The 25,944-nt window shown below is 64.5% G+C and carries 10 protein-coding genes; 6 read left to right on the top strand and 4 right to left on the bottom strand.

Annotated elements, in window-relative coordinates:
* Window positions 1-23: 23 nt before the first annotated feature.
* Entirely contained in the window at window positions 24-17,006 is a 16,983-nt protein-coding gene (locus AB0366_RS26705) for an amino acid adenylation domain-containing protein (protein ID WP_366246592.1), read from the top strand.
* A gap of 100 nt (window positions 17,007-17,106) precedes the next feature.
* On the top strand, window positions 17,107-17,703 hold the full coding sequence (locus AB0366_RS26700) for a hypothetical protein (protein WP_366246591.1): 597 nt from the start codon (window positions 17,107-17,109) through the stop codon (window positions 17,701-17,703).
* A 55-nt stretch (window positions 17,704-17,758) separates the two neighbouring features.
* Here the strand turns inward: AB0366_RS26700 and pabB are convergent, their stop codons facing one another.
* The 3 genes from pabB to AB0366_RS26685 all read right to left on the bottom strand — a co-directional run bounded on the left by pabB (window position 17,759) and on the right by AB0366_RS26685 (window position 20,856).
* The gene (pabB, locus tag AB0366_RS26695; RefSeq protein WP_366246590.1) at window positions 17,759-19,831 is read right to left on the bottom strand and encodes an aminodeoxychorismate synthase component I; all 2,073 of its coding nucleotides are present in this window, start codon (window positions 19,829-19,831) and stop codon (window positions 17,759-17,761) included.
* A gap of 9 nt (window positions 19,832-19,840) precedes the next feature.
* A complete protein-coding gene (locus AB0366_RS26690) occupies window positions 19,841-20,236 on the bottom strand; it encodes a chorismate mutase family protein (protein ID WP_237668972.1) in 396 nt (131 codons plus the stop codon).
* A 281-nt stretch (window positions 20,237-20,517) separates the two neighbouring features.
* Entirely contained in the window at window positions 20,518-20,856 is a 339-nt protein-coding gene (locus AB0366_RS26685; RefSeq protein WP_027497120.1) for an RNA polymerase-binding protein RbpA, read from the bottom strand.
* A 192-nt stretch (window positions 20,857-21,048) separates the two neighbouring features.
* Between AB0366_RS26685 and AB0366_RS26680 the strand changes: the two genes are divergently transcribed.
* The 4 genes from AB0366_RS26680 (at window position 21,049) to AB0366_RS26665 (ending at window position 24,305) form a co-directional block, all read left to right on the top strand.
* Window positions 21,049-21,381, top strand: a complete 333-nt coding sequence (locus AB0366_RS26680; protein WP_121869844.1) for a hypothetical protein — start codon at window positions 21,049-21,051, stop codon at window positions 21,379-21,381.
* Window positions 21,382-21,470: 89 nt separating this feature from the next.
* Window positions 21,471-21,926 (top strand): TerB family tellurite resistance protein, encoded by a 456-nt coding sequence (locus tag AB0366_RS26675; RefSeq protein ID WP_032398482.1) that lies wholly within the window; start codon window positions 21,471-21,473, stop codon window positions 21,924-21,926.
* Window positions 21,927-22,137: 211 nt separating this feature from the next.
* A complete protein-coding gene (locus AB0366_RS26670; protein WP_366246589.1) occupies window positions 22,138-23,811 on the top strand; it encodes a cation:proton antiporter family protein in 1,674 nt (557 codons plus the stop codon).
* Complete coding sequence (locus tag AB0366_RS26665) at window positions 23,808-24,305, top strand: DUF6328 family protein (RefSeq protein ID WP_366246587.1); 498 nt, start codon at window positions 23,808-23,810, stop codon at window positions 24,303-24,305. The genes AB0366_RS26670 and AB0366_RS26665 overlap by 4 nt, the downstream gene beginning before the upstream one ends.
* Before the next feature lie 36 nt (window positions 24,306-24,341).
* On the opposite strand, the gene AB0366_RS26660 is transcribed toward AB0366_RS26665, so the two are convergent.
* Entirely contained in the window at window positions 24,342-25,424 is a 1,083-nt protein-coding gene (locus AB0366_RS26660; protein ID WP_366246586.1) for a GGDEF domain-containing protein, read from the bottom strand.
* Between the last annotated feature and the right edge of the window lie 520 nt (window positions 25,425-25,944).

Raw genomic sequence — 25,944 nt, 5'->3', positions numbered from 1 at the left:
CGGCGGTGCCGGGTGTCGATTTCGTGGTCACCATCGGACGCGAGTCTGCTGCCGGGTCGACGGTGCTGGTCTCGTATGTGTTGCCGGTGGCCGGTGCCGCGGTCGAGGCGGATGCGTTGCGTGAGCATGCCGGTTCGGTGTTGCCTGCGCACATGGTGCCGTCGGCGTTCGTGATGTTGGAGTCGATTCCTCTCACTCCGGCAGGCAAACTCGACCGAAACGCACTCCCCGAACCGGACTGGTCCGCTCAGGTCACGGCCGGTCGCGATGCGGACAACGCCGTCGAGAAGACGTTGGCGGGATTGTTCGCCGAGGTTCTTCGACTGGACCGCGTCGGCGTCGACGATTCGTTCTTCGCCCTCGGCGGCGACAGCATCATGTCGATTCAGCTGGTTTCGCGTGCCAAGGCAGCCGGACTGTCCCTGTCGCCACGAGATGTGTTCGAGCACAAGACCGTTGCGGCGCTCGCCGAGGTGGTCGCGTCCGGAGACGGCACCGTCCCCGTCGTACTCGAAGAGCTTCCCGGCGGCGGCGTCGGTGACGTTCCGGCTACCCCGGTCGTGCACTGGATGCTCGACCGCACCGCCGTGCTCGACCAGCACACTCAGACAGCGGTTCTCACACTTCCCGTCGACATCGAACTCGATGTACTCGAGGCGACTGTCCAAACCGTCCTTGACCACCACGACATGCTCCGCGGCGTACTGCACCGCGGCGACGTACCGTCGATGGAGGTCCTGCCGGTCGGATCAGTGGCGGCTCGGTCCGTGGTGCATCGCGTGTCGTCGACAACGGTTCAGGGACAGGCCTTCTCGGAGCAGGCCACCACCGAGGCCGCCGCTGCCGTCGGGCGTCTGGCTCCCGATTCCGGTGTGATGATCCAGATGGTGTGGTTCGACGCGGGCTCCGAGGGGAGCCGTCTGCTCGTCGTCGCCCACCACCTGGTCATCGACGGCGTGTCCTGGCGAATCCTGGTTCCGGACCTCGCGTCGGCATGGGCCCAGATCATCGGCGGAAGCACTCCTGAGCTGGCTCCGGTCGGCACCTCCATGCGTCGTTGGTCGCACGGGTTGCGTGAGGTCACCGCCACCCGCGGCGACGAGCTTACGATCTGGCGCGACGTTCTGGCACAACCGGATCCACTCATCGGATCGCGCGCACTCGATCGCGAGATCGACGTGTACCGGACAGTGGACAAGGTCGAGATGACGCTGTCCACCGACGTCACCGAGGGGCTACTGACAGCACTGCCCGACGCATTCCACGGCAGCGTCAACGACGGCCTGCTCGCGGCCCTCGCGCTCGCCACAGCGGTGTGGCGACGTGGTCGGGGAGTCGCCGTGGACGACGCTCTCATCTCGCTGGAGGGTCATGGCCGCGAGGACCACGTGGTACCCGGTGCCGATCTCGGCCGGACCATCGGTTGGTTCACCACGATCTACCCGCTCAGGCTGACCCTCGCCGGTCTGGACCTGGACGATGCACTCGCCGGCGGTGCCGACGCAGCGCGACTGATCAAGTCGGTCAAGGAGCAGTTGCTGGCGGTTCCCGATCACGGCATCGGTTACGGCATGCTCCGCTACCTGGACGAGGATGGCGCCGCTGCTCTGCGCGACTTCCCGGCTCCCCAGGTCAGTTTCAACTATCTCGGCCGCTACAGCACCGATGTCCCGGACGAGCTCCGCGGACACGGTTGGCTGCCGGTCGACGACTCCGGTGTCGGCGATTCGCAGGACCACGATCTACCGGTCGCAGCGGTACTCGACATCAATGCCGTCACCACCGCGACGCCGACCGGCCCGCGGCTCGAGGCGACGTTCGCTTTCCCCACCGGAGTGCTGGACGCCGACGAGGTCACCGAGCTGGCGGATCTGTGGCGTCAGGCCCTCACCGCGCTGACACGGCTCGCCCAGCGACCGGGGGCCGGTGGGTTCACGCCGTCCGACCTCGATCTGGTGCGGCTCGATCAGAGTTCCATCGACGACCTCGAACGTGTCTATCCCACGCTGGACGACATCTGGTCCATGACGCCCCTGCAGGCCGGTTTGCTGTTCCACGCCGAGCTGTCGGATCAGTCCGTCGACGCCTACATCGTCCAACTCGTGTTGGACTTGCGCGGAAGTGTCGACGAAGCGCGGTTCCGACGTGCTGCTAGGGCGCTCCTGCGTAGACACGCGAATCTGCGGACTGCCTTCGTGCACAACAACGACGGCGAGTCCATCCAGATCGTCCACCACGACGTGGACGCTCCCTGGTCGTCGATCGACCTGACCGAACTGAACGTCGAAGATCGAGCTGTCGAGCTCGATCGCATCGAACACGAGGACCGAGCCACCCGATTCAACATGGCGCAAGCACCTCTGTTGCGCTTCATGCTCATCACCGTGGCACCGGGCGAATGGCGTCTGGTGATGACCAACCACCACATCCTGCTCGACGGTTGGTCCACGCCGCTGCTGCTCAAGGACCTGCTGACGCTCTACGTGGTCGACGGCGACGAAACCGTGCTCCCGCGGGTTCCCGCCTATCGCGACTACCTGTCGTGGCTGGCCAAGCGCGATCGCTCGTCGGCACTCGAGGCGTGGACGAACGCGCTCGCAGGGTTGGCCGAGCCGACCCTGTTGACGCCGGTCGAGAGCCGACGCCAGGAGTCGACGTTGGCCGGCCGTTCGTTGGTCTCGCTCGATGTGGAGCAGACGAACCGCCTGCGCAGCGTCGCTCGTGCCCGTGGCGTCACGATGAACTCCATGGTGCAGGCGTCGTGGGCCCTGGTTCTCGGCACTCTGACCGGCCGCACCGACGTCGTGTTCGGTGCCACCGTGTCCGGACGCCCGCCGGAGGTCTCCGACATCGAGTCGATGGTCGGTCTGTTCATCAACACTCTGCCGGTGCGGATCGTGCTCGATCCGTCGGAGACACTCGGCGAGTACCTCGAGCGGGTGCAGGCCGAACAGGCCGCTCTGCTCGATCACCACTACCTCGGCCTCACCGATATTCAGCGAGCAGTGGGACCGGCCGTCGCCTTCGACACCCTGACGGTGTTCGAGTCGTACCCGATGGACCGCGCGGGATTGTCGGCGGAAACCGACCTCGCCGGAATGCAGGTGCACGATGTGCACGACGGCAGCGACACAGCGCAGTATCCGCTGACCTTGGTCGCCATGGTCGACGACCGGCTGCACATCGAGGCGAAGTACCTGCCGGAGTTGTTCGAGCACAGCGTCGTTGCGGCGACGGTCGACAGGATCGTGCGGGTTCTCGAGGCCATCGCCACCGACACCGGTCGCCGTGTCGGAGCGCTGCCGTTGCTGTCCGAGGAAGAACTGCGCCATCTGGCACCGGTTCGGGGACCGGCATCGTCGAATGCACGACTGCTTCCCGATATCCTCACCGACGCCGCTGCTTCGAACCTGCACGGCACCGCTCTGTGGAGCGAGGGTCGCACCGTCGACTACGCCGAACTCGACGCGCAATCGTCAGCTCTCGCACGAACACTGATCGCACGCGGTGCCGGCCCGGAAACCGTCGTTGCCCTGGCTCTGCCCCGGTCCGTCGAATCGGTACTCGGCATCTGGGCAGTCGCCAAGACCGGGGCGGCATTCCTGCCGATCGATCCGAGCTACCCACGCGATCGCGTCGAACACATGCTCGTCGACTCGAACGCGTCGATCGGCCTGACCCTGTCCGAGCACGTGGCCGCGGTCGCAGACCTCGGCTCGGCTCGGTGGACCGTGCTCGACCACGAGGACACGCGCGCCGAACTCGCGGGTCACTCGACCGCGCCGGTTCTCGACGTCGACCGTGTTCGTCCGATGCACATCGATCAGGTCGCGTACCTGATCTACACCTCGGGCTCGACGGGTGTTCCCAAGGGCGTCACCGTCACCCACCGCGGGCTGGCGAATCTGGCCGAGGAGGAGCGGACTCGTTTCGAGGTGACCCCGAACGCCAGGGTTCTCGCGTTCGCGTCCCCGAGCTTCGATGCCTCGATCCTCGAACTGCTCATGGTGTTCTCCGGTGCCGCGACCATGGTCATCGCGCCGACCTCGGTCTACGGCGGCATCGAGTTGGCCGAACTGCTCGCAGCACAGCGCGTCACGCATGCGTTCGTCACGCCCGCCGCACTGGCGTCGGTTGATCCGGACGGCCTGACCGAGTTGGCCGTGGTCGCCACCGGTGGCGATGTGTGCCCGCCCGAGCTCGTGGCCCGCTGGGCACCGGGCCGTCGAATGTTCAACGCGTACGGTCCGACCGAGGCGACGATCTTCTCGTCCATCAGCGATCGACTGCAGGTGGACTCCGCCATCGACATCGGCGCTCCGACAATCGGTTTCAGCGAGGTCGTTCTCGACGCGCGGCTGCATCCCGTCCCGGTCGGGGTTGTAGGTGAGCTCTATCTCGCCGGGCCGGCACTGGCACGTGGCTACCATGACCGATCCGGTCTGACCGCAGACCGTTTCGTCGCGAATCCGTTCGGAGAGAACGGTGCCAGGATGTACCGCACCGGCGATGTGGTGCGGTGGACCGAGTCGGGAACGCTCGAATACGTCGGGCGCAGCGACTTCCAGGTCAAGGTGCGTGGTTTCCGCATCGAACTGGGCGAGATCGACGCTGTCCTGACCGACGATCCGACGGTCGAGTTCGCGACCACTGTGGGTGTCGACGGCCCGACAGGCAACACGATTCTGGTCGCCTACGTTCTGCCGAGGTCCGGCGAGCAGGTCGATGCGGCAGCTCTGCGCACTCATGTGTCGAATTCGCTACCGACACATATGATCCCGACGGCCTTCGTCGCGCTAGAGTCGATTCCGTTGACACCGGCCGGCAAGCTGGACCGCAACGCCCTGCCTGCGCCCGATCTTCATCTCGGGGGCGACTCGCGTGCACCGCGCAACGACACCGAGCAGGTCATTGCCGACATCTTCGGCGAGGTACTGGGGATCGACGGCGTCGGAATCGATTCGAGCTTCTTCGACCTGGGTGGGGACTCGCTCAGTGCCACCAGACTCACTGCGCGAGTCAATTCCGCCCTGGACACCACGATCAGCGTGCGCGCATTGTTCGAGGCACCCACCGTCGAGTCACTTGCGGTGCGGGTGCACAGCAATCCGGGCGGCACCGTGCGCCGTCCCGCACTCGTGGCGAAGCCGCGACCGGATTCGATTCCGTTGTCGCTCGCACAGCAACGGATGTGGTTCATCAATCAGTTCGACGTCGATTCTGCGGCCTACAACATCCCGCTTGCGGTGAGGCTCACGGGTCGACTCGACATCGCCGCGATGAGTGCGGCAGTCGGGGACGTCCTCGAACGTCACGAGTCGCTGCGCACGGTGTTCCCCACCCACGGGGAGCGCCCCGAGCAGAAGATCCTCGCCGCGCAGACGGTGAGAACCGAACTCGCCGTCGTCGATCTGGACGCCGACGAGATCGTGTCGGCCATCTCCGCCTCTGCCGCAACAGGATTCGATGTCTCGACCGATCTACCGTTCCGCGCGGTGCTGTACCGCGTGGCAGCGGAGGAGTTCGTGCTCTCGATCGTCGTGCACCACATCGCCGCCGACGGCGCGTCCATGGCACCTTTGGCACGAGATGTCATGGTCGCCTACGGTTCTCGCGCAGCGGGCGCAGCTCCGATGTGGGCACCGCTCGACGTTCAGTACGCGGACTTCGCGATCTGGCAACGCACCGTCCTCGGCGACGAGTCCGATCCCGCGTCCCTTGCCGCGCAGCAGTTGGACTTCTGGAAGACCACCCTGGCGGATCTTCCCGACGTGCTGCCGTTGCCGCTCGATCACCCGCGGCCCACTCGGCAGTCCATGCGCGGGAACAGTGTTCGATTCGAGATCGACCGCACCACTCATGCCGGACTGGTCGAGATCGCACGCGCCAACGAGGCGACCGTCTTCATGGCCGTGCACGCGGCATGGTCGATTTTGATGGCACGCATCAGCGGCACCGAGGACATCGCTGTCGGAACGCCGATCGCCGGTCGAGGCGACGCAGCACTCGACGATCTGATCGGCATGTTCGTCGGCACCCTGGTTCTGCGCACGCAGGTGGCACCGGGGCTCTCGTTCACCGATCTGCTCCAGGCCACGCGCACAGCCGATCTGGCTGCGTTCGAGAACACCGATGTTCCGTTCGAGCGACTCGTCGACGTTCTCGACCCCGCACGTTCGACCGATCGTTCGCCGCTGTTCCAGGTGCTCGTCGAATTCCAGAACAACACCTCGGCCGCACTCGAACTGCCGGAGCTCACGGTCGAGGCGGTCGACATCGACGCGCACGTCGCGAAATTCGATCTGCAGCTGACCGTCGCCGAACAGTTCGACGAATCCGGTGCGCCTGCCGGGATGACCGCCGCGATCACCTACGCGACAGACCTGTTCGAGGAATCGTCCGTCGAGGAGTTCTCCGCACGATTCGGCGCTGTGCTCGCTGCCGTGACAACCGATCCCGAGCGCCCGGTCGGCGACATCGACCTCCTGCTCCCGGGCGAGCTCGACGCCATGACGGGTGAGTGGAACCACGCGGGCCTCGAGGCATCCGACGCAACGTTGGCCGATCGATTCGCCACCGCTGCAGCGCGATTCCCCAACTCGCGTGCAGTTGTCTTCGGTGATCACTCGCTGACCTACGCCGAGTTGGACGACCGGTCGAGCCGACTCGCACGACTTCTCGTCCAGCGCGGTGTGACCTCGGAATCGCTCGTGGCGGTCGCGATGCCGCGCAACGAGCAGCTGATCGTCGCGCTGCTCGCGGTGATCAAGTCCGGTGGCGGCTACCTTCCGATCGACGTGTCCTACCCAGCGGATCGGCTGGCGTTCATGCTCGAAGACGCCTCGCCCATCTGTGTGATCTCCACGGTCGCCGACAGTGCGGCAGTGCCTGCCTCGGATCTCGATGTCCTCGAGATCGATTCGCCCGAGCTGATCGCCGAACTCGACACCATGTCGGGTGCCCCGCTCACCGACGCGGACCGCTCGGGTGCAACCAGTGCCGATTCGATCGCGTACGTCATCTACACCTCGGGCAGTACCGGTCGCCCCAAGGGCGTGCAGATCGCGCACCGCAACGTGGCGACGCTCTTCGCGAACACCGCTGATCTCTTCGATTTCGACGATCGCGACGTCTGGACGATGTTCCACTCGTATGCGTTCGACTTCTCGGTATGGGAGCTGTGGGGACCGCTGCTGCACGGCGGAACGCTCGTCGTTGTCGACTACTACACCGCACGCTCGCCGGAGCTGTTCCGCGAGTTGCTGGTACGCGAGAAGGTCACGGTGCTCAACCAGACACCGACGGCGTTCTACCAGTTCGCGGAAGCGGATCGAGTGGCCACCGGAAACCTCGCCGGAACCGCGGACGCCGATCTCTCGCTGCGCTACGTGATCTTCGGCGGCGAGGCACTCGACCTCGGTCAGTTGGCTCGCTGGTACGCCCGACACGACGAGTCCGCACCGACCCTGGTCAACATGTACGGCATCACCGAGACGACCGTCCACGTGAGCCACCTGGCCCTGACCGAACAGTTCGCCGCCTCTGCCTCGGCCAGCGTCATCGGCCAGGCGATTCCCGCGCTGCACGTCGCCGTTCTCGACACCCGTCTCAATCCGGTTCCGCCGGGCGTGACCGGTGAAATGTACGTCTCGGGGGCACAGCTCTCTCGCGGCTACCTCGGCCGGGCCGGGCTGTCGGCCACCCGATTCGTCGCCGATCCGTCCGGAGACCCCGGTGCCCGGATGTACCGCACCGGTGACACCGCGCGGTGGAATCACGACGGGGCACTGGAGTACCTGGGCCGCAGCGACATGCAGGTGCAGTTGCACGGTTTCCGCATCGAGCTCGGCGAGATCGAAAGTGCTCTGCTGGCCTACGACGGTGTCGCTGCTTCTGTGGTCTCGGTCCGCGACGACGGGTCAGGTGATCGACTGATCGGATACGTCGTCGCCGAGGCGGGTCGAACCCTCGACCACTCCGCCGTTCTGGAATTCGTCGGGCACTCGCTGACGTCCTACATGGTTCCGGCTGCGCTGATCGTACTAGACGAGCTACCGCTCACCGCCAACGGAAAGCTCGATCGACGAGCACTGCCGGCTCCGGACTTCTCCGCCAACGTGACCCAAAGCCGTTTGCCGGCAACCGAAGTCGAGTCCATCCTCGCCGGGTTGTTCGCCGACGTCCTCGGCCTCGACACCGTCGGCGTCGACGACTCGTTCTTCGCACTCGGCGGCGACAGCATCATGTCCATCCAGCTGGTCTCACGGGCCAAGGCGGCCGGTCTGGTGCTGGCTCCGCGCGACATCTTCGAGCGCAAGACCGTCGCGGCGTTGGCCGAGGTCGTCGTTCTCGGGAGCGACGCCGTCGTACTGGAAGAACTCGACGGTGGGGGAGTCGGCTCGCTGCCTCTGACGCCCGTCGTTCGCTGGATGTTGGACCGCAGCACCGACTTCGGTCGCTACACCCAGACTGCCCTGCTTCAGCTTCCGGTCGGCATCGAGAGCGAGACGCTCGAGCGCACCGTCCAGGCCGTGCTCGATCGTCACGACATGCTTCGGTCGAGGCTGTTCCAGGATGCCGACGGCATCTGGCACGAGGAAGTATCGCCGATCGGCACCGTGTCCGCAGCGTCGGTCATCCACGCGGTCGCGGTCGACTCCGTGGACGGTGCCGCATTCTCCTCCTGTGCCGCAACAGAACTCGACGCCGCAGCAGATCGTTTGGTCCCCGCCGACGGGGTCATGGTGCAGATGGTGTGGTTCCAGGGCCCGAACGGGTCCGGCCGACTGCTCGTCGTCGCGCATCACCTCGTGATCGACGGCGTGTCCTGGCGCATCCTCGTCCCGGATCTCGCGACGGCCTGGAGCCAGATCGTCGCGGGCGACGCGCCTGCGCTCGCACCGATCGGCACATCGATGCGACGGTGGTCCACCGGATTGACCGAGGTCACCGCGAGCCGCGCCGACGAACTCGGACTGTGGCAGCGGATCCTCAGCGGTGCCGATCCGACGATCGGTTCGCGACCACTGGACAAGCAGGTCGACGTCGACGCCACCGTGCAGCGCATCCGCACATCACTGCCGGTCGAGGTGACCGAGCGCCTGCTGACAACGGTGCCCAACGTCTTCCGTGGCAGCGTCAACGACGGCCTCCTGGCCGGATTGGCACTGGCACTGACCGCGTGGCGTCGGGAACGGGGAGCCGCTGTCCGCAGCGCGCTGATCACGCTCGAAGGCCACGGCCGTGAAGACGCCGTGGTTCCCGGAGCCGATCTCGGCAGAACCGTCGGCTGGTTCACCACGATCTTCCCGGTGCGACTCGACCTCGGTTCGGTGGACATCTCCGACGCGTTGTCGGGTGGAGACTCCGCCGGTGCACTGATCAAGGCGGTCAAGGAACAGCTGCTCGAGATCCCGGATCACGGAATCGGCTACGGCATGTTGCGGTACCTCGATTCCGCTGGAACCGCAGCGCTGTCCGACTTCGCCGCTCCGCAGGTCAGCTTCAACTACCTCGGGCGATTCTCGACCGGATCCACCGAAGGCATGGCCGACGTGGGCTGGATTCCGGTAGCCGATGCCGAACTGGGCGACGCGCAGAATCCGGACATGCCCGTGCCGGCTGCGCTGGACATCAACGCCGTCACCACCTCGACACCCGACGGTCCGCAGCTCGACGCCACCTTCGCGTTCCCGGCAGGCATCCTCGATGCCGACGAGGTCGATCGGTTGATCGAACTGTGGACGCAGGCACTGACCGCCATCACCGAGCACGCCTCGGTCGAGGGTGCAGGCGGCTTCACCCCGTCCGACCTGGAGCTGGTCGACATAGATCAGCGCTCCATCGAGGTGCTCGAGAAGCAGTTCCCCGACCTCGACGACGTGTGGTCGATGTCGCCGCTGCAGGCCGGGTTGCTCTTCCACGCGCGCCTCGCCGGCGAGGTCGGCAGCGACAGTGCAGGCGTCGACGCCTACATGGTGCAGCTCGGTCTCGAGCTGCGCGGCGTCGTCGATGCCGAGCGGATGCACTCCGCTGTGAACAAGCTCGTCTCTCGCCATCCGAACTTGCGAGCAGCGTTCGTGCACAACAGCACCGGCGAATCTCTGCAGATCGTGCAGAGTTCGGTGACGGTTCCCTGGTCCGAGGTCGATCTGCGCGGTGAAGTTGATGTCGATGCGGCCCTGGAAGAGGTCCTCGCAGCCGATCGCGGTGTGCGGTTCGAGATGGACTCTGCGCCGCTGCTTCGATTCACGCTGATCACCCTCGCCGACGATCACTGGCGACTGCTGCTGACCAATCACCACATTCTGCTCGACGGCTGGTCGACGCCGCTGGTCGTCAAGGAACTGATCACGCTCTACGTCACCGAGTCCGACGATTCGATGCTGCCGCGGGTGCCCGCGTACCGGGACTACCTCGCGTGGATGCGGCAACGCGACGTCGCCATCTCCACTGCGCAGTGGGTCAGCGCGATGGCGGGTGTCGAGGAGCCGACACTGCTGGTCACCGGTGATCGGGGTCGACAGTTGTCCACCGTCTCGAGCGAGACAGAGCGGTCGCTGTCGATCGAGACCACAGCGGCCCTGCGCGATTTCGCGGCGCGCCGCGGTTCCACTCTGAACACCCTCGTTCAGACCGCGTGGGGCATCGTGCTCGCCACTCTGACCGGACGCGAAGACGTCGTCTTCGGTGCCACCGTGTCGGGTCGGCCGCCTGAGGTTCCTGGCATCGAAGGCATGATCGGGCTCTTCATCAACACGTTGCCCGTCAGGGTCACGCTCGATCGGACCGAGACTCTGGGCGCTCTGGTCGATCGCGTGCAGGCCGAACAGGCAGCGCTGCTCGACCACCACTACCTCGGTCTGACCGACATCCAGCGCGCAGCCGGTGCCGGCGTCGCCTTCGACACGCTCACGGTGTTCGAGTCGTACCCGGTCGATCGCGCCGGAGCCTCTGCGGCAACGGATTTCGCAGGAATGCAGGTGACGGACATCCTCGGAACCGACGCCGCGCACTACCCGCTCACTCTGGTGTCGTCGGTCGACGAGCGCTTGAACGTCAAGGCCAAGTACCTGCCCGAACTGTTCGAGCTCGAGGACGTACACGCGATCGTCGATCGAGTCGAGCGGGTACTCGATGCGGTGCTGACCGACGAGCAGCAGCCGCTGGCTCGACTCAGCCTGCTCGCCGATGCCGAATTCGGTTCGCTGGCTCCGGTATTCGGACTCGAAGGCCGCTCGACTCGGTTGCTGCCGGAGATCTTCTCCGACGCAGCCGCCGTCGACCCGGATGCCATCGCGGTGCGCAGCGTCGACGGCGAGTTGACGTACCGCGAGCTGGATCGACAGTCGAACCGGCTCGCGCGCATTCTGCTCGGTCACGGTGTGCGCACCGAGACGTTCGTCGCTCTCGGGATCGCACGATCCATCGAGTCGGTGCTGACCGTCTGGGCCGTCGCCAAGTCCGGCGCCGCGTTCGTACCGGTCGATCCGAACTACCCGGCCGATCGCATCGAGCACATGCTGGCCGACTCCGGCGCAACATTCGGTGTCACCACCCGCACCCACCTCGACGATCTGCCGTCGACCGTGCCGTGGATCGTCCTGGACGACCTCGCCACCGACGGTCCGAACGCGGTGAGCGACGAGCCCATCGCCGACGACGAACGCCATGGTCGCGTCACCCTCTCGAGTGCCGCGTACACGATCTACACGTCGGGTTCGACGGGTGTTCCGAAGGGGGTCGTGGTTACCCACTCCGGCCTCGACAACTTCGCGACCGAGCAGCGCGAGCGCTATGGGGTCACGAAGGACTCACGCACACTTCATGTTTCGTCGCCCAGTTTCGACGCGTCCGTGCTCGAGTACCTGCTCGCGTTCGGCGTCGGAGCCACGATGGTGATCGTTCCGCCCACGGTGTACGGCGGAGCCGAGCTGGCTACGTTGCTGGCCGAGGAATCGGTCACGCACGGCTTCATCACCCCGTCCGCCCTGGCCTCGGTCGATCCTGCCGGGCTCGACACGTTCGCGGACGTCGTCGTCGGCGGCGAGGCCGTCCCGGCCGAGTTGGTCACCAAGTGGGCTCCGGGCCGCAACCTGTTCAACGGGTACGGACCGACCGAGGCCACGATCATGTCCAACATCAGTGCACCGATGGTCGCCGGCGAGCCGGTGTCGATCGGCGGACCGGTGCGAGGTGTGTACGAGGTGGTCCTCGACTCGCGACTGCAGCCGGTTCCCGTCGGGGTGGCGGGTGAGCTGTATCTCGCAGGCGTCGGGTTGGCCCGCGGTTACCACGATCGGATGGGACTGACGGCCGAACGATTCGTCGCCGATCCGTTCGGCGCTCCCGGTGCCCGCATGTACCGCACCGGAGATGTGGTGCGCTGGTCGCCGGATCTGACCATCGAGTACGTCGGTCGCAGCGACTCCCAGGTCAAGGTCCGCGGCTTCCGCATCGAACTCGGTGAGATCGACGCCGCGCTCTCCACACATCCGTCGGTCGACTTCGCGGCGACATTCGGAACTCCCGGGCCGACCGGTGCCACTGTTCTCGTGGCGTACGTGCGCCTGACGGGGGACAACCCGGCAGAGACGGTCGATACCTTCGACACGGCGGTTCTGCGCGATCATCTCGCCGCCGCGTTGCCGTCGCACATGGTGCCCAGCGCCATCGTCGTGCTCGAGTCGATACCGCTCACTCCGGTGGGCAAGCTCGACCGCGCCGCACTTCCGGTACCGGAGTTCGGCTCGGCGACGTCGTACCGCGAGCCGGGCTCGCCTGCCGAGCTGACGGTCGCGGCGGTCTTCGCCGAGATCCTCGAGGTGGATCGAGTCGGTGCGGACGATGGCTTCTTCGAGCTCGGTGGCGACTCGCTCAGCGCAACGCGGGTGATCGCTCGCGTCAACGCCGAGTTCGGTACCTCGATCGGTGTCCGCACCATCTTCGAGACCCCGACGGTGTCGGGACTGGCGAGCGCAGTCGGAACTGCCGACACGAGCGCGCAGCGGCCGGCTCTCGTTGCCGCGGCGCGTCCGGAGCACATTCCGCTCTCGCTCGCTCAGCAGCGGATGTGGTTCATCAACCAGTTCGACACCTCGTCGGCGGCGTACAACGTGCCGTTGGTCGTCAAACTGACCGGACGGCTCGACACCGCTGCGCTGGCCGACGCGGTGGTCGATGTTCTGGGGCGCCACGAGTCTCTACGCACGACCTTCCCCGACGGTCCGGAGTTCCCGGTGCAGCTCGTGCACCCGGCTGCCGAGGTCGCGCCTTCGGTCGAATCCGAACGGATCGATGCTGCTGTTCTGACCGATCGAGTGGCTCTGTTGGCCGGTCGAGGATTCGACGTGAAAACCGAAATCCCGGTGCACGTCGAGCTGTTCGAGGTGCTCGACGCCGGCGTCGACGCGTCCGAGGATCACGTCTTCGTACTCGCCATGGTGGTGCACCACATCGCCGCCGACGGCGCGTCGATGGCACCTCTCGCTCGCGACGTCGTGCTCGCGTACTCGGCGCGCAGTGCAGGCCAGGAACCGAATTGGCAGCCGCTTCCCGTCCAGTACGCCGACTACACGATCTGGCAGCGTTCGCTGCTGGGAGACGAGCAGGACCCGTCGAGCGTGGCAGCGGCCCAGCTCGAGCACTGGTCCACCGCGCTCGCGGGTCTTCCCGATCTGCTGCCGTTGCCGACGGACCGACCGAGGCCGACCACTCAGGACTTCCGCGGTGGCCGAGTTCGCTTCACGGTCGATGCCGACATCCATCGGGCGCTCGTCGACATCACACGCGAGAAGAACGTCAGCATGTTCATGGTTCTGCACGCTGCGTTCGCGGTCGTGCTGGCTCGTTTGAGCGGCACCGACGACATCGCGATCACCACCCCGGTGGCCGGGCGCGGTGACGCGGCGCTCGACGACCTCGTGGGTATGTTCGTCAACACGCTCGTGCTGCGCAGCCGGGTGGAGGAATCCGCGACGTTCGACGATCTGCTGAACCAGGTCAAGGCACACGATCTCGACGCGTTCGATCACACCGAAATGCCCTTCGAGAGAATCGTCGAGGTTCTCAATCCCACTCGTTCGACGGCATACGCTCCGCTGTCACAGGTCGCGCTGTCGTTCCAGAACAACGAGAAGGCCTCGCTCGAGCTTCCGGACCTCCGCGTCGAAGGCTTCGACTTCGACGTTCCGGTGGCCAAGCAGGATCTGCAGTTGCTGCTGTCCGAGACCTTCGACGAGGCGGGGCGTCCGTCCGGCTTCGAGGCCGCATTCGACTACGCCACATCGCTGTTCGACGCGGCCAGCGTCGAGGCCGTCGCGGCGCGACTGATTCGAGTTCTCGATGCCGTCGGACGCGACCGGCACACGGTGGTCGGAGACATCGAAATTCTGGGCACCGACGAGCAGCGCGCGTTGGTGCCTGCGCGAGGAAATGCGGACGCGGCAGTCCGGACGTGGCCGGAGTTGCTCGCGGCGGCGGTCGCGCTCGACCCGTACGCAGTCGCCGTCACCTACCGAGGCATCAGCCTGTCCTACGCCGATCTCGACAGCTGGTCCAACCGGATCGCTCGGATGCTGATCGATTACGGCGTCGGTCCCGAGACGTTCGTCGCGTTGGCGCTGCCTCGATCGATCGAGTCGGTGCTGTCGGTGTGGGCTGTGGCCAAGACCGGTGCCGCATTCCTGCCCGTCGATCCGAACTACCCGGCGGACCGAATCGCGCACATGCTCGAGGATTCCCATGCCGCAATGGGTCTGACCGACATCGACAGCATGCAATCGCTGCCGGACACCGTCCCGTGGCTGGTTCTGGACGATCCGGAAACGTCCGCCGAGTTGTCTCGCTACCCGGCAGACGCGGTGACCGACGTCGAGCGCACGGCGACCCTGCACATCGACCACCCCGCCTACCTGATCTACACCTCGGGTTCGACCGGTCGCCCGAAGGGCGTTGCAGTGCGGCACCGTGGCTTGGCCAACCTCCAGGCCGAGGTGCTCGAGCGGTTCCGCCCCACTCGGGATTCGCGTGTTTCGCACATCGCGTCGCCGAGTTTCGACGCATCGATCTACGAGCTGACGATGGCGTTCGGAGTCGGTGCCACCGTCGTGATCGTGCCGCCGGGAGTCTTCGGCGGCGGCGACTTGGCCGACCTGCTCGAATCCGAGCACGTCACGCATGCGTTCCTGACGCCCGCGGCGCTGTCGTCGATCGACGAGACACGTCTGGGCAGCGTTCGGGTCCTTGCCGTCGGAGGTGAGGCCTGTACTCCGGAGTTGGTGGCGAAATGGGCACCGGGCCGCAAGATGTTCAACGGCTACGGTCCGACCGAGACCACCATTCAGGCAAGTGTCGGTGGACCGTTGGTGCCCGGTGGCACAGTGGACGTCGGCAGGCCTGGAACCGGATTCCGGTTCCTGGTGCTCGACGCACGACTGCGGCCGGTCCCGGCCGGAGTGTCCGGCGAGCTCTACATCGCCGGTCCCGGTACCGCCCGCGGATACCTCGGTCGTTTCGGGCTGACATCCGAGCGCTTCGTCGCCGATCCTTTCGGCACTCCGGGCGATCGGATGTATCGAACGGGCGACGTCGTGCGCTGGGGAAGTGCAGGGGCCGTCGAGTTCGTCGGACGCAGTGACTTCCAGGTCAAGGTGCGCGGTTTCCGGATCGAACTCGGTGAGATCGACTCCGCCCTCACCGAGCACGACCAGGTCGGGTTCGCCGCCACGATCGGCCACACGGCAGCGTCCGGTGACACCGTCCTCGTCTCCTACGTCCTTGCGGCCGACGGCGAAACTATCGACACCGAGGCTCTTCGCGATCGCGTCGCCAAACTGCTTCCACGGCATATGGTTCCGTCGGCGATCATCGAGCTCGACGACATTCCGCTCACTCCGGTGGGCAAGCTCGACCGGCGAGCACTGCCGGTTCCGGAACTGACGACGTCGACAACTCCGTACCGGGCACCGACCACCGATGTGGAAGCGGCGATCGCCGATGCGTTCGCACAGGTTCTCGGGGTCGATCGAGTCGGCATGGACGACAACTTCTTCGAGTTGGGCGGAACGTCGCTGGTGGCCACGAAGATCGTGCCCGCCATCGAGAACGCCATCGGAGTTCGGGTCCCGCTACAAGCGCTGTTCGTCGATCCGACTCCGGCAGGTTTGGCCGCACGGGTCGCAGCGGATGCCGACACCGGCGGCGCGGATCTCGATTCGGTGTTCGGTGTGGTGATTCCGCTGCGCGGCAGCGGGTCCAAGGCCCCGTTGTTCTGCGTCCACCCGGGAATCGGCTTGTCGTGGGGATACGCCGGTCTCGTCTCACACCTGAGTGACGACCGTCCCGTGTACGGTCTGCAGCTGCCGAGCATCGTGGAAGGGTCGAGCTTCGGATCCATTCGCGATCTCGCACACCGCTACGCCGACGAGATTCGTGCCGTCCAGCCGGTGGGCCCCTACCACCTTCTCGGCTGGTCACTCGGCGGCTCGCTCGCTCATGCGATAGCGGTGGAACTACGCAGCAGCGGCAGCGATGTTCAGACTCTCGCGCTGTTGGACAGCTACGTCGACGGCCACGACGGCGAACCGGCCGGGGGAGCGTTGAGTGTAGAGAATCTGCTCGCGGGATTGGGGCTCGACCTGACGGCTCAGCCGTCGACCGAGCCGTTGACCTACGAACGGGGCGTCGAACTGCTCGACGAGTCGTTGGGGCAGACGACCGGCGTTTCCGCCGATCATCTCCGGCGTATCAATGCGGGATTCGAGAACTCGACTCGAATGATGGCCGAGTTCGTCCCTGACGTGTTCGACGGAGATGTTTTGTTCTTCTCCGCAACGAAGGGTGCGAGCGATGGAATTGTTCGATCCCCGCAAGAATGGCGGCCGTATGTGACAGGAGATATCGTCATCCACGATGTCGACGTTTTCCACAACGAGATGACCAATGCAGACGCTGCCTCGGTGATCGGGCCGGTCGTCGATTCTCATCTCGGTAATACACCTGAATAACAATTGGTGTGTTCTTCACATCGAAGGGCACATCTACGAATACCATCGGCATTCGACACGAATGCGATCGAATACGAATCACTACCACCAGGGGACAGAAGTGAAACTGATCAGAACAGCAACGGTAGCGGTGGCGTTGACCGCTGCGGTGGCCACCGGAGCGGGCCATGCTGTAGCAGACCCGTCGTCGGACCCGGTGAACTACGAGACGTCGGTCAACCCCGACGGAACGGTCACCACCATCCTCGATGCCGGACTGTTCCGGGTCGACGCCACGAGCGAGACCGTGTCCGTCATCGACCAGGCAGGCACCACGCTTGCATCTGTTCCGCTGGAATACACCATCAACGGCACCGTCTACTCGATCGCACCGCTGATCGGTGCCGAGGGTCGCGAACTGACGTTGACTCCGCAGACGGTTCCCGTCGCCGAGGTCGCAGGTCCGCGGACCAAGCAGCAGGCATTCGACAACATGGTCAACCAGCTCGCGATCGGCTGGAACAACGGCGGCGGTGTCGGCACGGCGATCGGCGCAGGCCTCGGTTTCGCCATCGGCTGTGTGTCGATCTTCCCGAACTTCATCTCCGGGTGCATCATCGGAACCGTCATCGGTACGGTCGCCGGCGCGGTCATCGGCACTGCCAACGGAAACCCGCAGGCTCAGCCTGCCGTGTTCGAGTACTTCACCACTCCGTAGGGCAGGACGGCCTCGAGCCGACGGATGTAGAAACAGCGGGTGGAGCGCGTGCGCTCTACCCGCTGTTCGCTGTTCGACCGGTCAGCGCTCGGCGCATCGACACAGCCTTGACCATCGTCTCCTCGAACTCTTCGTCGGGATCCGACAGTGCCACGATCGCGCCACCCACCCCGTAGGTCACTTCGTGTTCGGTGGCCACGATCGTGCGAATGACGATCGAGAAGTCTGCGGTGCCGGTGATCGAGAAGTAGCCGATAGCACCCGAGTACACCCCCCGCGGTCCGTCTTCGAGCTTGTCGATGATCGCCATCGTGCGGATCTTCGGGGCTCCCGTCATCGATCCACCCGGAAACGCAGCCCGGATACAGTCCGCCGCCGACGCGTCGTCGCGCAGGCGACCACGAACGGTCGAGACCAATTGGTGTACGGGAGCGTAGGTTTCGACATCGAACAGCTTCGGCACGTGCACCGACCCCGGCACGCAGACCTGGGCGAGGTCGTTTCGCACCAGGTCCACGATCATCAGATTCTCGGCCTTGTCCTTCTCGTTCGCGACGAGATCGGCCTTGAGCGCGTTGTCTTCCTCCGCGGTGGCCCCGCGGGGACGCGTTCCCTTGATCGGCTTGGACTCGACTATGCGGTCGGCGTCGATGCGCAGGAAGCGTTCCGGAGACGCACTCAACACGGACAGCTCCGGGAACTTCAGCAGAGCACTGTACGGAGTTGGATTGATTTCGCGCATGTACGAGTAGGTGGCGGTCGCGTCGATGGAACCGGCTACGGTCGCCGTGTTGGTCAAACACACCTCGTACGTCTCACCGGAGCGAATCTCGGCGAGGCACTGGGAAATCAGATCGAGATAGTGGGCACGGTCGTGGCGTAGACGGGGCTCGAGCGAGCGATCGGCTCCGAGCAGGGGAGTGCCGGACGAAGGCACACCCGGACGGTCGTTCGGGGCAACCTTTCGGGACAGGCCATGCAGGGTGTCGGTGACCGAGTCGAACCACTGCGCCAACACAGGATCCCCGGGGGTGGTGGCCAACCCCATCAGATAGAGGGTGCCGGCCTCGTGGTCGAACACCAGCGCGCGATCTGCGAAGACCATCGACGCGTCGGGAGTCGCAGCGGTATGAACCAATTGCCCACCGGTGTCGGCCTTGAGTTCGTAACCCAGGTAACCCACGTAGCCGAGACCGAAAGCGAACGGTAGGTCGTGCCGAGGGGGAGTGGCCCGCTCTCGCAATCGGTCGTCGATGTAGTCGAAGAATGTCGAGTGGATGCGCTCGGTCGTACCGTCGGCACCTTGCACGGTCACCGTGGTCTCGGCAACCGAATAGGTCACGTACTCCGCGTGGGGACCCGAGCAGTCGCCCATGACGGTGAATCTGCAGTCGGGTTCGAGAGCCGCGCTGCCGTCGAGCCAGAAACTCTTCGAGCCATCCGCAAAGAGAGCTTCGAATACCTGCTCGGAGTCGAAAGCCTCGTCGAGCGAACGTGTTTCGATGGTGAACATCGAATCCTGAGTACGCGACGCGCTCGATGCGCTCGACTGTGCCAGCGTCAGATCGCGGAAATTGGCGAGCAGTTCGCGGCCGTATTCGGTGCTGATCGACTCGGGATGGAACTGAACTCCCCACATCGGCTTGCTGCGATGCCGAACGGCCATGACCAGTCCGTCGGGCGTCCACGCGACTTCCTCGAAGTCGGCAGGGGTGCGTGTCACGACGAGTGAGTGATACCGCACTACCGAGTACGGCGACGGGATCCCGGCGAACAGATCCACACCGGTGTGAGTGATGTCGGTGATCCTGCCGTGCATCGGTGCGGGCGCGAGATCCACACTGCCACCGAACAGATGGCACAGACCCTGATGCCCGAGGCACACACCGAGTATCGGAAGACCGGACTCGAGTATCACCCGGGCACTGATCCCGAAGTCCTGCTCCAGATCCGGGCGCCCTGGGCCGGGCGAGATCACGACATTGTCGTAGACGTCGAAATCCAGCGACGTCCACTCGACGTCGTTCTTGACCACCGTCGGCGGTCGACCGTTCACCTCCGCCAGAAGGCTGTAGAGGTTGTAGGTGAACGAATCGTAGTTGTCCACCAGGAGCGTATGGATCGTCATCGGGTGCTTCTACCGTTCACTGTCGAGGCCGGGCCCGGGCGTCGGAGAATCGATGATCGAATCCTCGACGCGACATGCCTCTGCGATCATCGATCGGTACAGATCTTCGAGAAAATCGGGAGACAACCCATTGGCCGATGCGAATTCTCTCGCACGCTCGGTCACCAGTCCGACACGGCCCGGTTGCATCATCGGAATGGCGTGTTCACGTTTTACGTGTGCAACACGTACACACACATCGATGCGGTCTCGAATTGCAGCGCGCAGAACTTCGTCGATTCCGTCCAACTCGCGCCTCAACTCCGCAAGTTTCTGCTCGCCGACTGCGCGATGACCTTCCGATTCCGCTTCGGAGGCCGCCGTGCGCAAAGCGTCGGTCGAGCGCTGATCAGAATCCTGGCTCACGAGTTAATGCCCCCTGATTTTTTCGACTCCGGTGCTGCTGTTTATCGGTATTCTCCGACAACTGTTACGGCGACCGTTCACGAATCGTCCACCTGTGTGACAACCGATACTCGATGATGGCACCTCGGACTGTCACGCCGCCACTCGATCGTATTGGAATCCGCGTTCGGGCGACAATGAATGCAACAAAGCGCGTGAAAACATCTATTGGGTTTCGAATTCCATAAAAAAACTGCACCGCCGGATTGTTTCCAATCAGGCGGTGCAGTGAGCGACGACTGTCATGCGCCGCGGCGCTTCACCTTCAGCAGGTCCAAACGCTCCTTGAGGAGTTCTTCGAGCTCGTCGACCGAACGACGCTCGAGCAGCATGTCCCAGTGGGTGCGGGGAGGCTTGACCTTCTTGGCCTCCGGCGCGGTGCCCTCGATCAGCGACCCTTCCAAGCCGTTGCGGCATGCCCAGGTTCCGGGAATCTCGGCATCGTCGGCGAACGGTACGTCGAACTCCTCACCGTTGTCGCACCGGTAGCGCGCAACGCGGCGGGGTGCCAGGTCGTGATCACGGTCGGTCTCGTAGCTGACCGCTCCCAGCCGGCTACCTCGAAGTACACGATCTGCCATGGTGAAGTCCTCTCCATCGATAGTAGGTACGTGCGCCGAAGCCATCCGTCGACATCGAACTACACCGTCTACCCACTGATCTACAACGTCGCCGCGCGTCGGTTCGTTCCCGGGCCGATGAGTCCCGGTGCGATCCCATCGGCGCAGCTTATCGGGCGATCTTACCTCGCGGCCGCAGTAGGCTGAACGACCATGTCCGTCAGAACCCGCCGCGACCAGACATGCGCCTGGTGCGGGCGCCCGGTCGCCGATACCGGAACCGGCCGTAAGCGGCGGTACTGCCGTCAATCGTGCCGTCAACGCGCCTACGAACAGCGCAGCGCGACGAAAGGGACGTCGATTCCCGACGACGCCGTTGTGCTGACCGCGGAGGAGGTGTCGGCGGCGGCCGACAGAGCGTTCGAAGTTCGTTGTGCCGCCGAGGATGTCAGCACGGCGGTGACGGAAGGGGCCGACGCCGCGGAACTGCATCGGCTGTGCGTCGAACTGTTGACCAAGGCGCATGACGCAGAACGGCTGCGCTGAACTGGGGTTCCTTTCTCGTTCACCGACTCCATGGACAATGGTCGAGGCCCGCGCGACTGCGCGGGCGGTACGACCTAGTGAGGAGCTCCATGGCGTTCTGGGATCAACTCAAGTCCAAGGCACAGGAATTGAACGGCCAGCTGCAGACCAAGACCAGCCAGTTCAAGAACAAGGAATTCGCCAACGGCAGCATGGCCATGTGTGCCCTGATCGCGGCGGCGGACGGCACCATCGATCCTGCCGAGCGCCAGAAGACGGCATCTTTGATCGCCGGCAACGAGGCCCTGCGAGTGTTCGAGCCCGACGAGCTTCGGCAGAAGTTCGACTGGTACTGCGACAAGCTCCAAGGAGACTTCGACTTCGGGAAGGTCGAGGCGACAGCCACGATCGGCAAGCTCAAGTCGAAGCCCGACCAGGCCCGAGCCGTCATCCAGATCGGCATCATCATCGGCGGCGCCGACGGCCATTTCGACGATCACGAGAAGGCTGCTGTGCGCAATGCGTGCTTCGCAGTCGGAATCGATCCGGCCGAGTTCGAGCTCTGAGGCCTTCCGCACGGAAGGACCGCGGTAGTCGATCGTGCTCACGGCGATCGACGAAGTCACCAGTCGACTTCGTCGATCGCCGTTCTCGAAGGTTGCCGTCCGCTGTGAAATATCCGGAATGCCGGGATACTGGGGACACTCCGACGGCATGTGCCGATGCCGAAAGATCCGTTGGAGATCCGGTTGCAGCCCACCAGCAAAGGGACCGTGCATGACAATTGCCGCGATCTACCTCGTCATCGCCTTCGGTTTGGGCGGACTCGCCATGGTGGTACGGCTACCTCCCCTGGTCGGGTTTCTGGCTGCCGGATTCGTCATCAATGCACTCGACGTCGGTGAGGTGCCCCAGCTCGAGCTGATCGCCGATCTGGGCGTGACGCTGCTGTTGTTCGCCATCGGCCTCAAGCTCGACGTTCGTATTCTGCTGCGCCGGGAGGTGTGGCTGACGACCTCGGTGCATCTGGTGGTGAGCATCGCGGTCGGTACCACCGTTCTATGGCTCGCCGCCGTCGCTGGTATGGCCATGTTGTCCGGCCAGAGCCTGACGACGATTGCGTTGCTGGCCTTCGCGATGTCGTTCTCGAGCACGGTGTTCGTGGTCAAGGTCCTCGAAGAGCGAGGGGAGTCGCACGCCCTCTACGGACGCGTGGCGATCGGTGTCCTGGTGATGCAGGACATCGTTGCCGTGGTGTTTCTGACCGTCACCAGCGGCACGTTGCCCAGCCCCTGGGCGCTGACGCTGGTACTGCTGTGGCCCGTTACTCGCGTCCTCCGAAGAGTATGGAGCGGACTGGGCCACGGTGAGATGCAGTCACTGTTCGGCATCGTGATGGCGCTGGTCCCCGGTTACGCACTGTTCTCCGCCCTCGGACTCAAGGGGGACCTGGGCGCGTTGGTCATCGGCGTGTTGCTGGCGTCGCATTCGGCCTCGTCCGAACTGTCACGATCGCTGTTCCACATCAAGGAACTGCTCCTGGTGGGCTTCTTCGTCTCGATCGGTCTGTCCGGGTTGCCGGACCTACCCAGTCTCGGTGTCGCCCTGCTCATGGTGCTTCTGCTGCCTCTCAAATCCGTCCTGTATCTGGCGCTGTTCGCGATGATGAAGCTGCGATATCGGACTGCCCTCCTGGCTGGACTGAGCCTGATGAACTACTCCGAATTCGGTCTGATCGTCGTTTCGGTAGGAGTGACGACCGGCCTGCTCGCACCGGCATGGCTGGTCGAGATGTCGATCGCCGTGGCGTTGAGTTTCGTAGCGTCGGCTCTGGTGAACGGCCGTGGGCACCTGATGGTCGAGAAGATCGCGAGACGTCTGCCCGAGCAGGACGAGCAGAGCCTGCACCCCGAGGAACGCTCCGGGGATGCCGGCGACGCCGAGGTCGTCGTGATCGGAATGGGTCGTGTCGGATTCGCGGCCTATCAGCGGCTCACCGATCACTACCGTCTCGATGTGGTGGGGGTCGATTACGACGGGCCTCGTATTCGTCGCCTCGCCGATCAGGGCCTGCGAGTCATCGAAGGAGACGCAACCGATCTCGATTTCTGGCATCAACTACGCCATTCCGAGTCGGTCCGCATTGCCGTGCTCGCGATGCCACGTCACGGTGCCAACGTCACAGCACTCGCCTGCCTGCGCGAATCGGGGTTCAGTGGAACAGTCGCCGCCGTGGCTCGCTACGACGACGAAGTGCAGTGGGCCAAGGAGCACGGTGTGGACATTGCGTTCAACGTGTACGCAGGTGCGGGATTGGAGTTGGCGGATCAGGTAGGCACTACGTCCCCCGATCCCGTGGGCGAAAAATTCGACCCCGACCTCGGTCCCTCCGAAACCGAGAAGTTCCCTCGACCGACTACAGGACCGGTACCTCTCGAGGAGCGTCCGTGACCGACGCGCCTGACCCACCCAACGCCGAGTGGAACGCGCAAGCCAGGGGAGAGACGCCTACTCAGCAACTCGACCGCAACTGGCTCGGCCTGCTCCAGGAACTGCGCGTCGAACAGACCGGGGTACAGCTACTGACGGGATTTCTGCTGACCCTGCCGTTCCAACAACGCTTCGACGATCTCTCTGCGTTCGGCCGCGCGGTGTATCTGATCACTGTGAGCGCCTCGATCATCGCGACCATACTGCTGATCGCGCCTGTAGGAATGCACCGAATTCTGTTCCGTCACAGAGAAGTCGGTGTACTCGTACGGGTGGGCAACCGACTCGCCATCGCCGGCTTGGTCATGCTCGGCATCGCACTGGTGGGAGTCGTCACTCTCACGTTCGACTTCGTGGTAGGTCCGATGGTCGGCATCGTAGCTGCACTGGTCGCTCTGACCCTTCTCCTCGCGTTGTGGGTAGCACTGCCACGGTGGTACCTGAAATCTCGATGACGTTGCGGTGGTGAGCGATTCGCTCGGCCTGCATACTCACGCCGGCCAGCGACTGCGTTTCGCGCGATACATCTCCGAGTCCGCGATGCGCAGTACGTCGTGCGCAGACTGCCGCACATCACTGTCCGCATCGAGGTGTATCGCTGCCGACCCGACGCTGACGGTGAGTCCGGACAACATCCGGGCCTGCGTCAGGCTCGCTACGAGGTCCGCCGTTCGGGCAGCGAGGTCGGCAGGCCGACCGACGGCGATGCACGCGAACTCGTCACCGCCCAGTCGTGCGACGATCCAGCGGTTGGCGGCCAGTGCTCGCAGATGCTGGGCCACATCGACGAGGACAGCGTCGCCGGTGTGGTGTCCGTAGTTGTCGTTGACGCCTTTCATGCCGTCGACATCGGCGGCGACGGCGCACATCACCCTCGGTTCGACATCCGGCGTTGTCATCGTGGTAGCAGTTACCGCAGCGAACAGCCCGCGACGATTGTGCAGACCGGTCAGCGGATCCACCAACGATTCCCGTGCGCGAGATCGGAGCTCGCTCACGTACACCATCAGAATGAGTGGAGACGCGAACATCAACAGCATGGTCAAACTGTGTGCGGCGACGACCCAGCCGCTGGCGACGTCTGCGTGCACCGAGAGTACGGCCACCACCGCAAGTACGACTGTGGCGAAAGCCATGTGCACGAGACAGGGGAGTAGCGGCACCGCCACCACGGCCAGAGTGGTGATGACGGCAAACAGAACCGTGCCGCCGATCGCTGTCAATGTCGTGTCCTTCATCAACAGACTGGCGGCGATCGATACGTCCGAATACACGATGAACGCAATCAGCAGACGCGGGCCGGGCCATCGCCCGAAGAACCAACGCAACGCGACCGGGAAGGCGGTCAGACTGATGGCGACCACCACATGGACTCGCCAGCCGCTGTACTCCTCGGACGGTGCGCTGAGCAATCCGATGAGACCGATCGACAACGTCCCCAAGCCCACGAGCAAGCGAATGACGCGGGTTCGAGTCGCATCCAGATCCAACAGTCCCGACACCGTTGTGTCCTCGTGTGGTTGTGACGACACAAATCGACCCGCGGGCGAGATGAACGGACGAACGGCGGACATCGAGTGACCTTCGGCTGGTATTTGCCCCGAGCAACAATTCTCCGGAGCGTAGCAGGAACGGGCAATTCGACTACTCGATCGGTCGATACCGACCACAATGACTGTTTGCGACTCGATCGATTATCGGTGCCGTCGCGCGGAAGCGAACTGTAGCTCGACTCCATCACCGCGAATCGTCACTGTGACGTTTTGCGGTGATGTAACCGGAGACATGGAAGCGACCCGAAGGGCGGCTCAGATTCCTTGAATCCACGCAATCCATTCATTCGCAGCGAGATCCGCCGGATAGCGACGAGTGCCCATTGCGGCGTTCGAGTAACCGGCCATGCCGATGGACAGTCGACGCAGGCCAAACCTGAACGTGTCAGCCCACGCGAACGAGACTGTCGTGTGGACCATCGACTCGGCCTCCGACCTGCGGCCACTTACCGGTAACGCAACGTATTAGATGGCGACGAGTTCGGGCTGGATGCCGGGCCTGCGTGTACGCGAGCTGCGAGAATCTGTGAGCCTGGCGCGT

The organism is Rhodococcus sp. NPDC076796, from assembly GCF_040702765.1.
Taxonomy (GTDB): domain Bacteria; phylum Actinomycetota; class Actinomycetes; order Mycobacteriales; family Mycobacteriaceae; genus Rhodococcoides.
This window is presented reverse-complemented; position numbering and strand designations above follow the sequence as displayed.

Coding starts and splice junctions, on each gene's coding strand:
- pabB (WP_366246590.1), bottom strand. CDS start 19,831: ATGACGATCCATACGCTCCTGGTGGACAACTACGATTCGTTCACCTAC.
- AB0366_RS26685 (WP_027497120.1), bottom strand. CDS start 20,856: ATGGCAGATCGTGTACTTCGAGGTAGCCGGCTGGGAGCGGTCAGCTAC.
- AB0366_RS26680 (WP_121869844.1), top strand. CDS start 21,049: ATGTCCGTCAGAACCCGCCGCGACCAGACATGCGCCTGGTGCGGGCGC.
- AB0366_RS26675 (WP_032398482.1), top strand. CDS start 21,471: ATGGCGTTCTGGGATCAACTCAAGTCCAAGGCACAGGAATTGAACGGC.
- AB0366_RS26670 (WP_366246589.1), top strand. CDS start 22,138: ATGACAATTGCCGCGATCTACCTCGTCATCGCCTTCGGTTTGGGCGGA.
- AB0366_RS26660 (WP_366246586.1), bottom strand. CDS start 25,424: ATGTCCGCCGTTCGTCCGTTCATCTCGCCCGCGGGTCGATTTGTGTCG.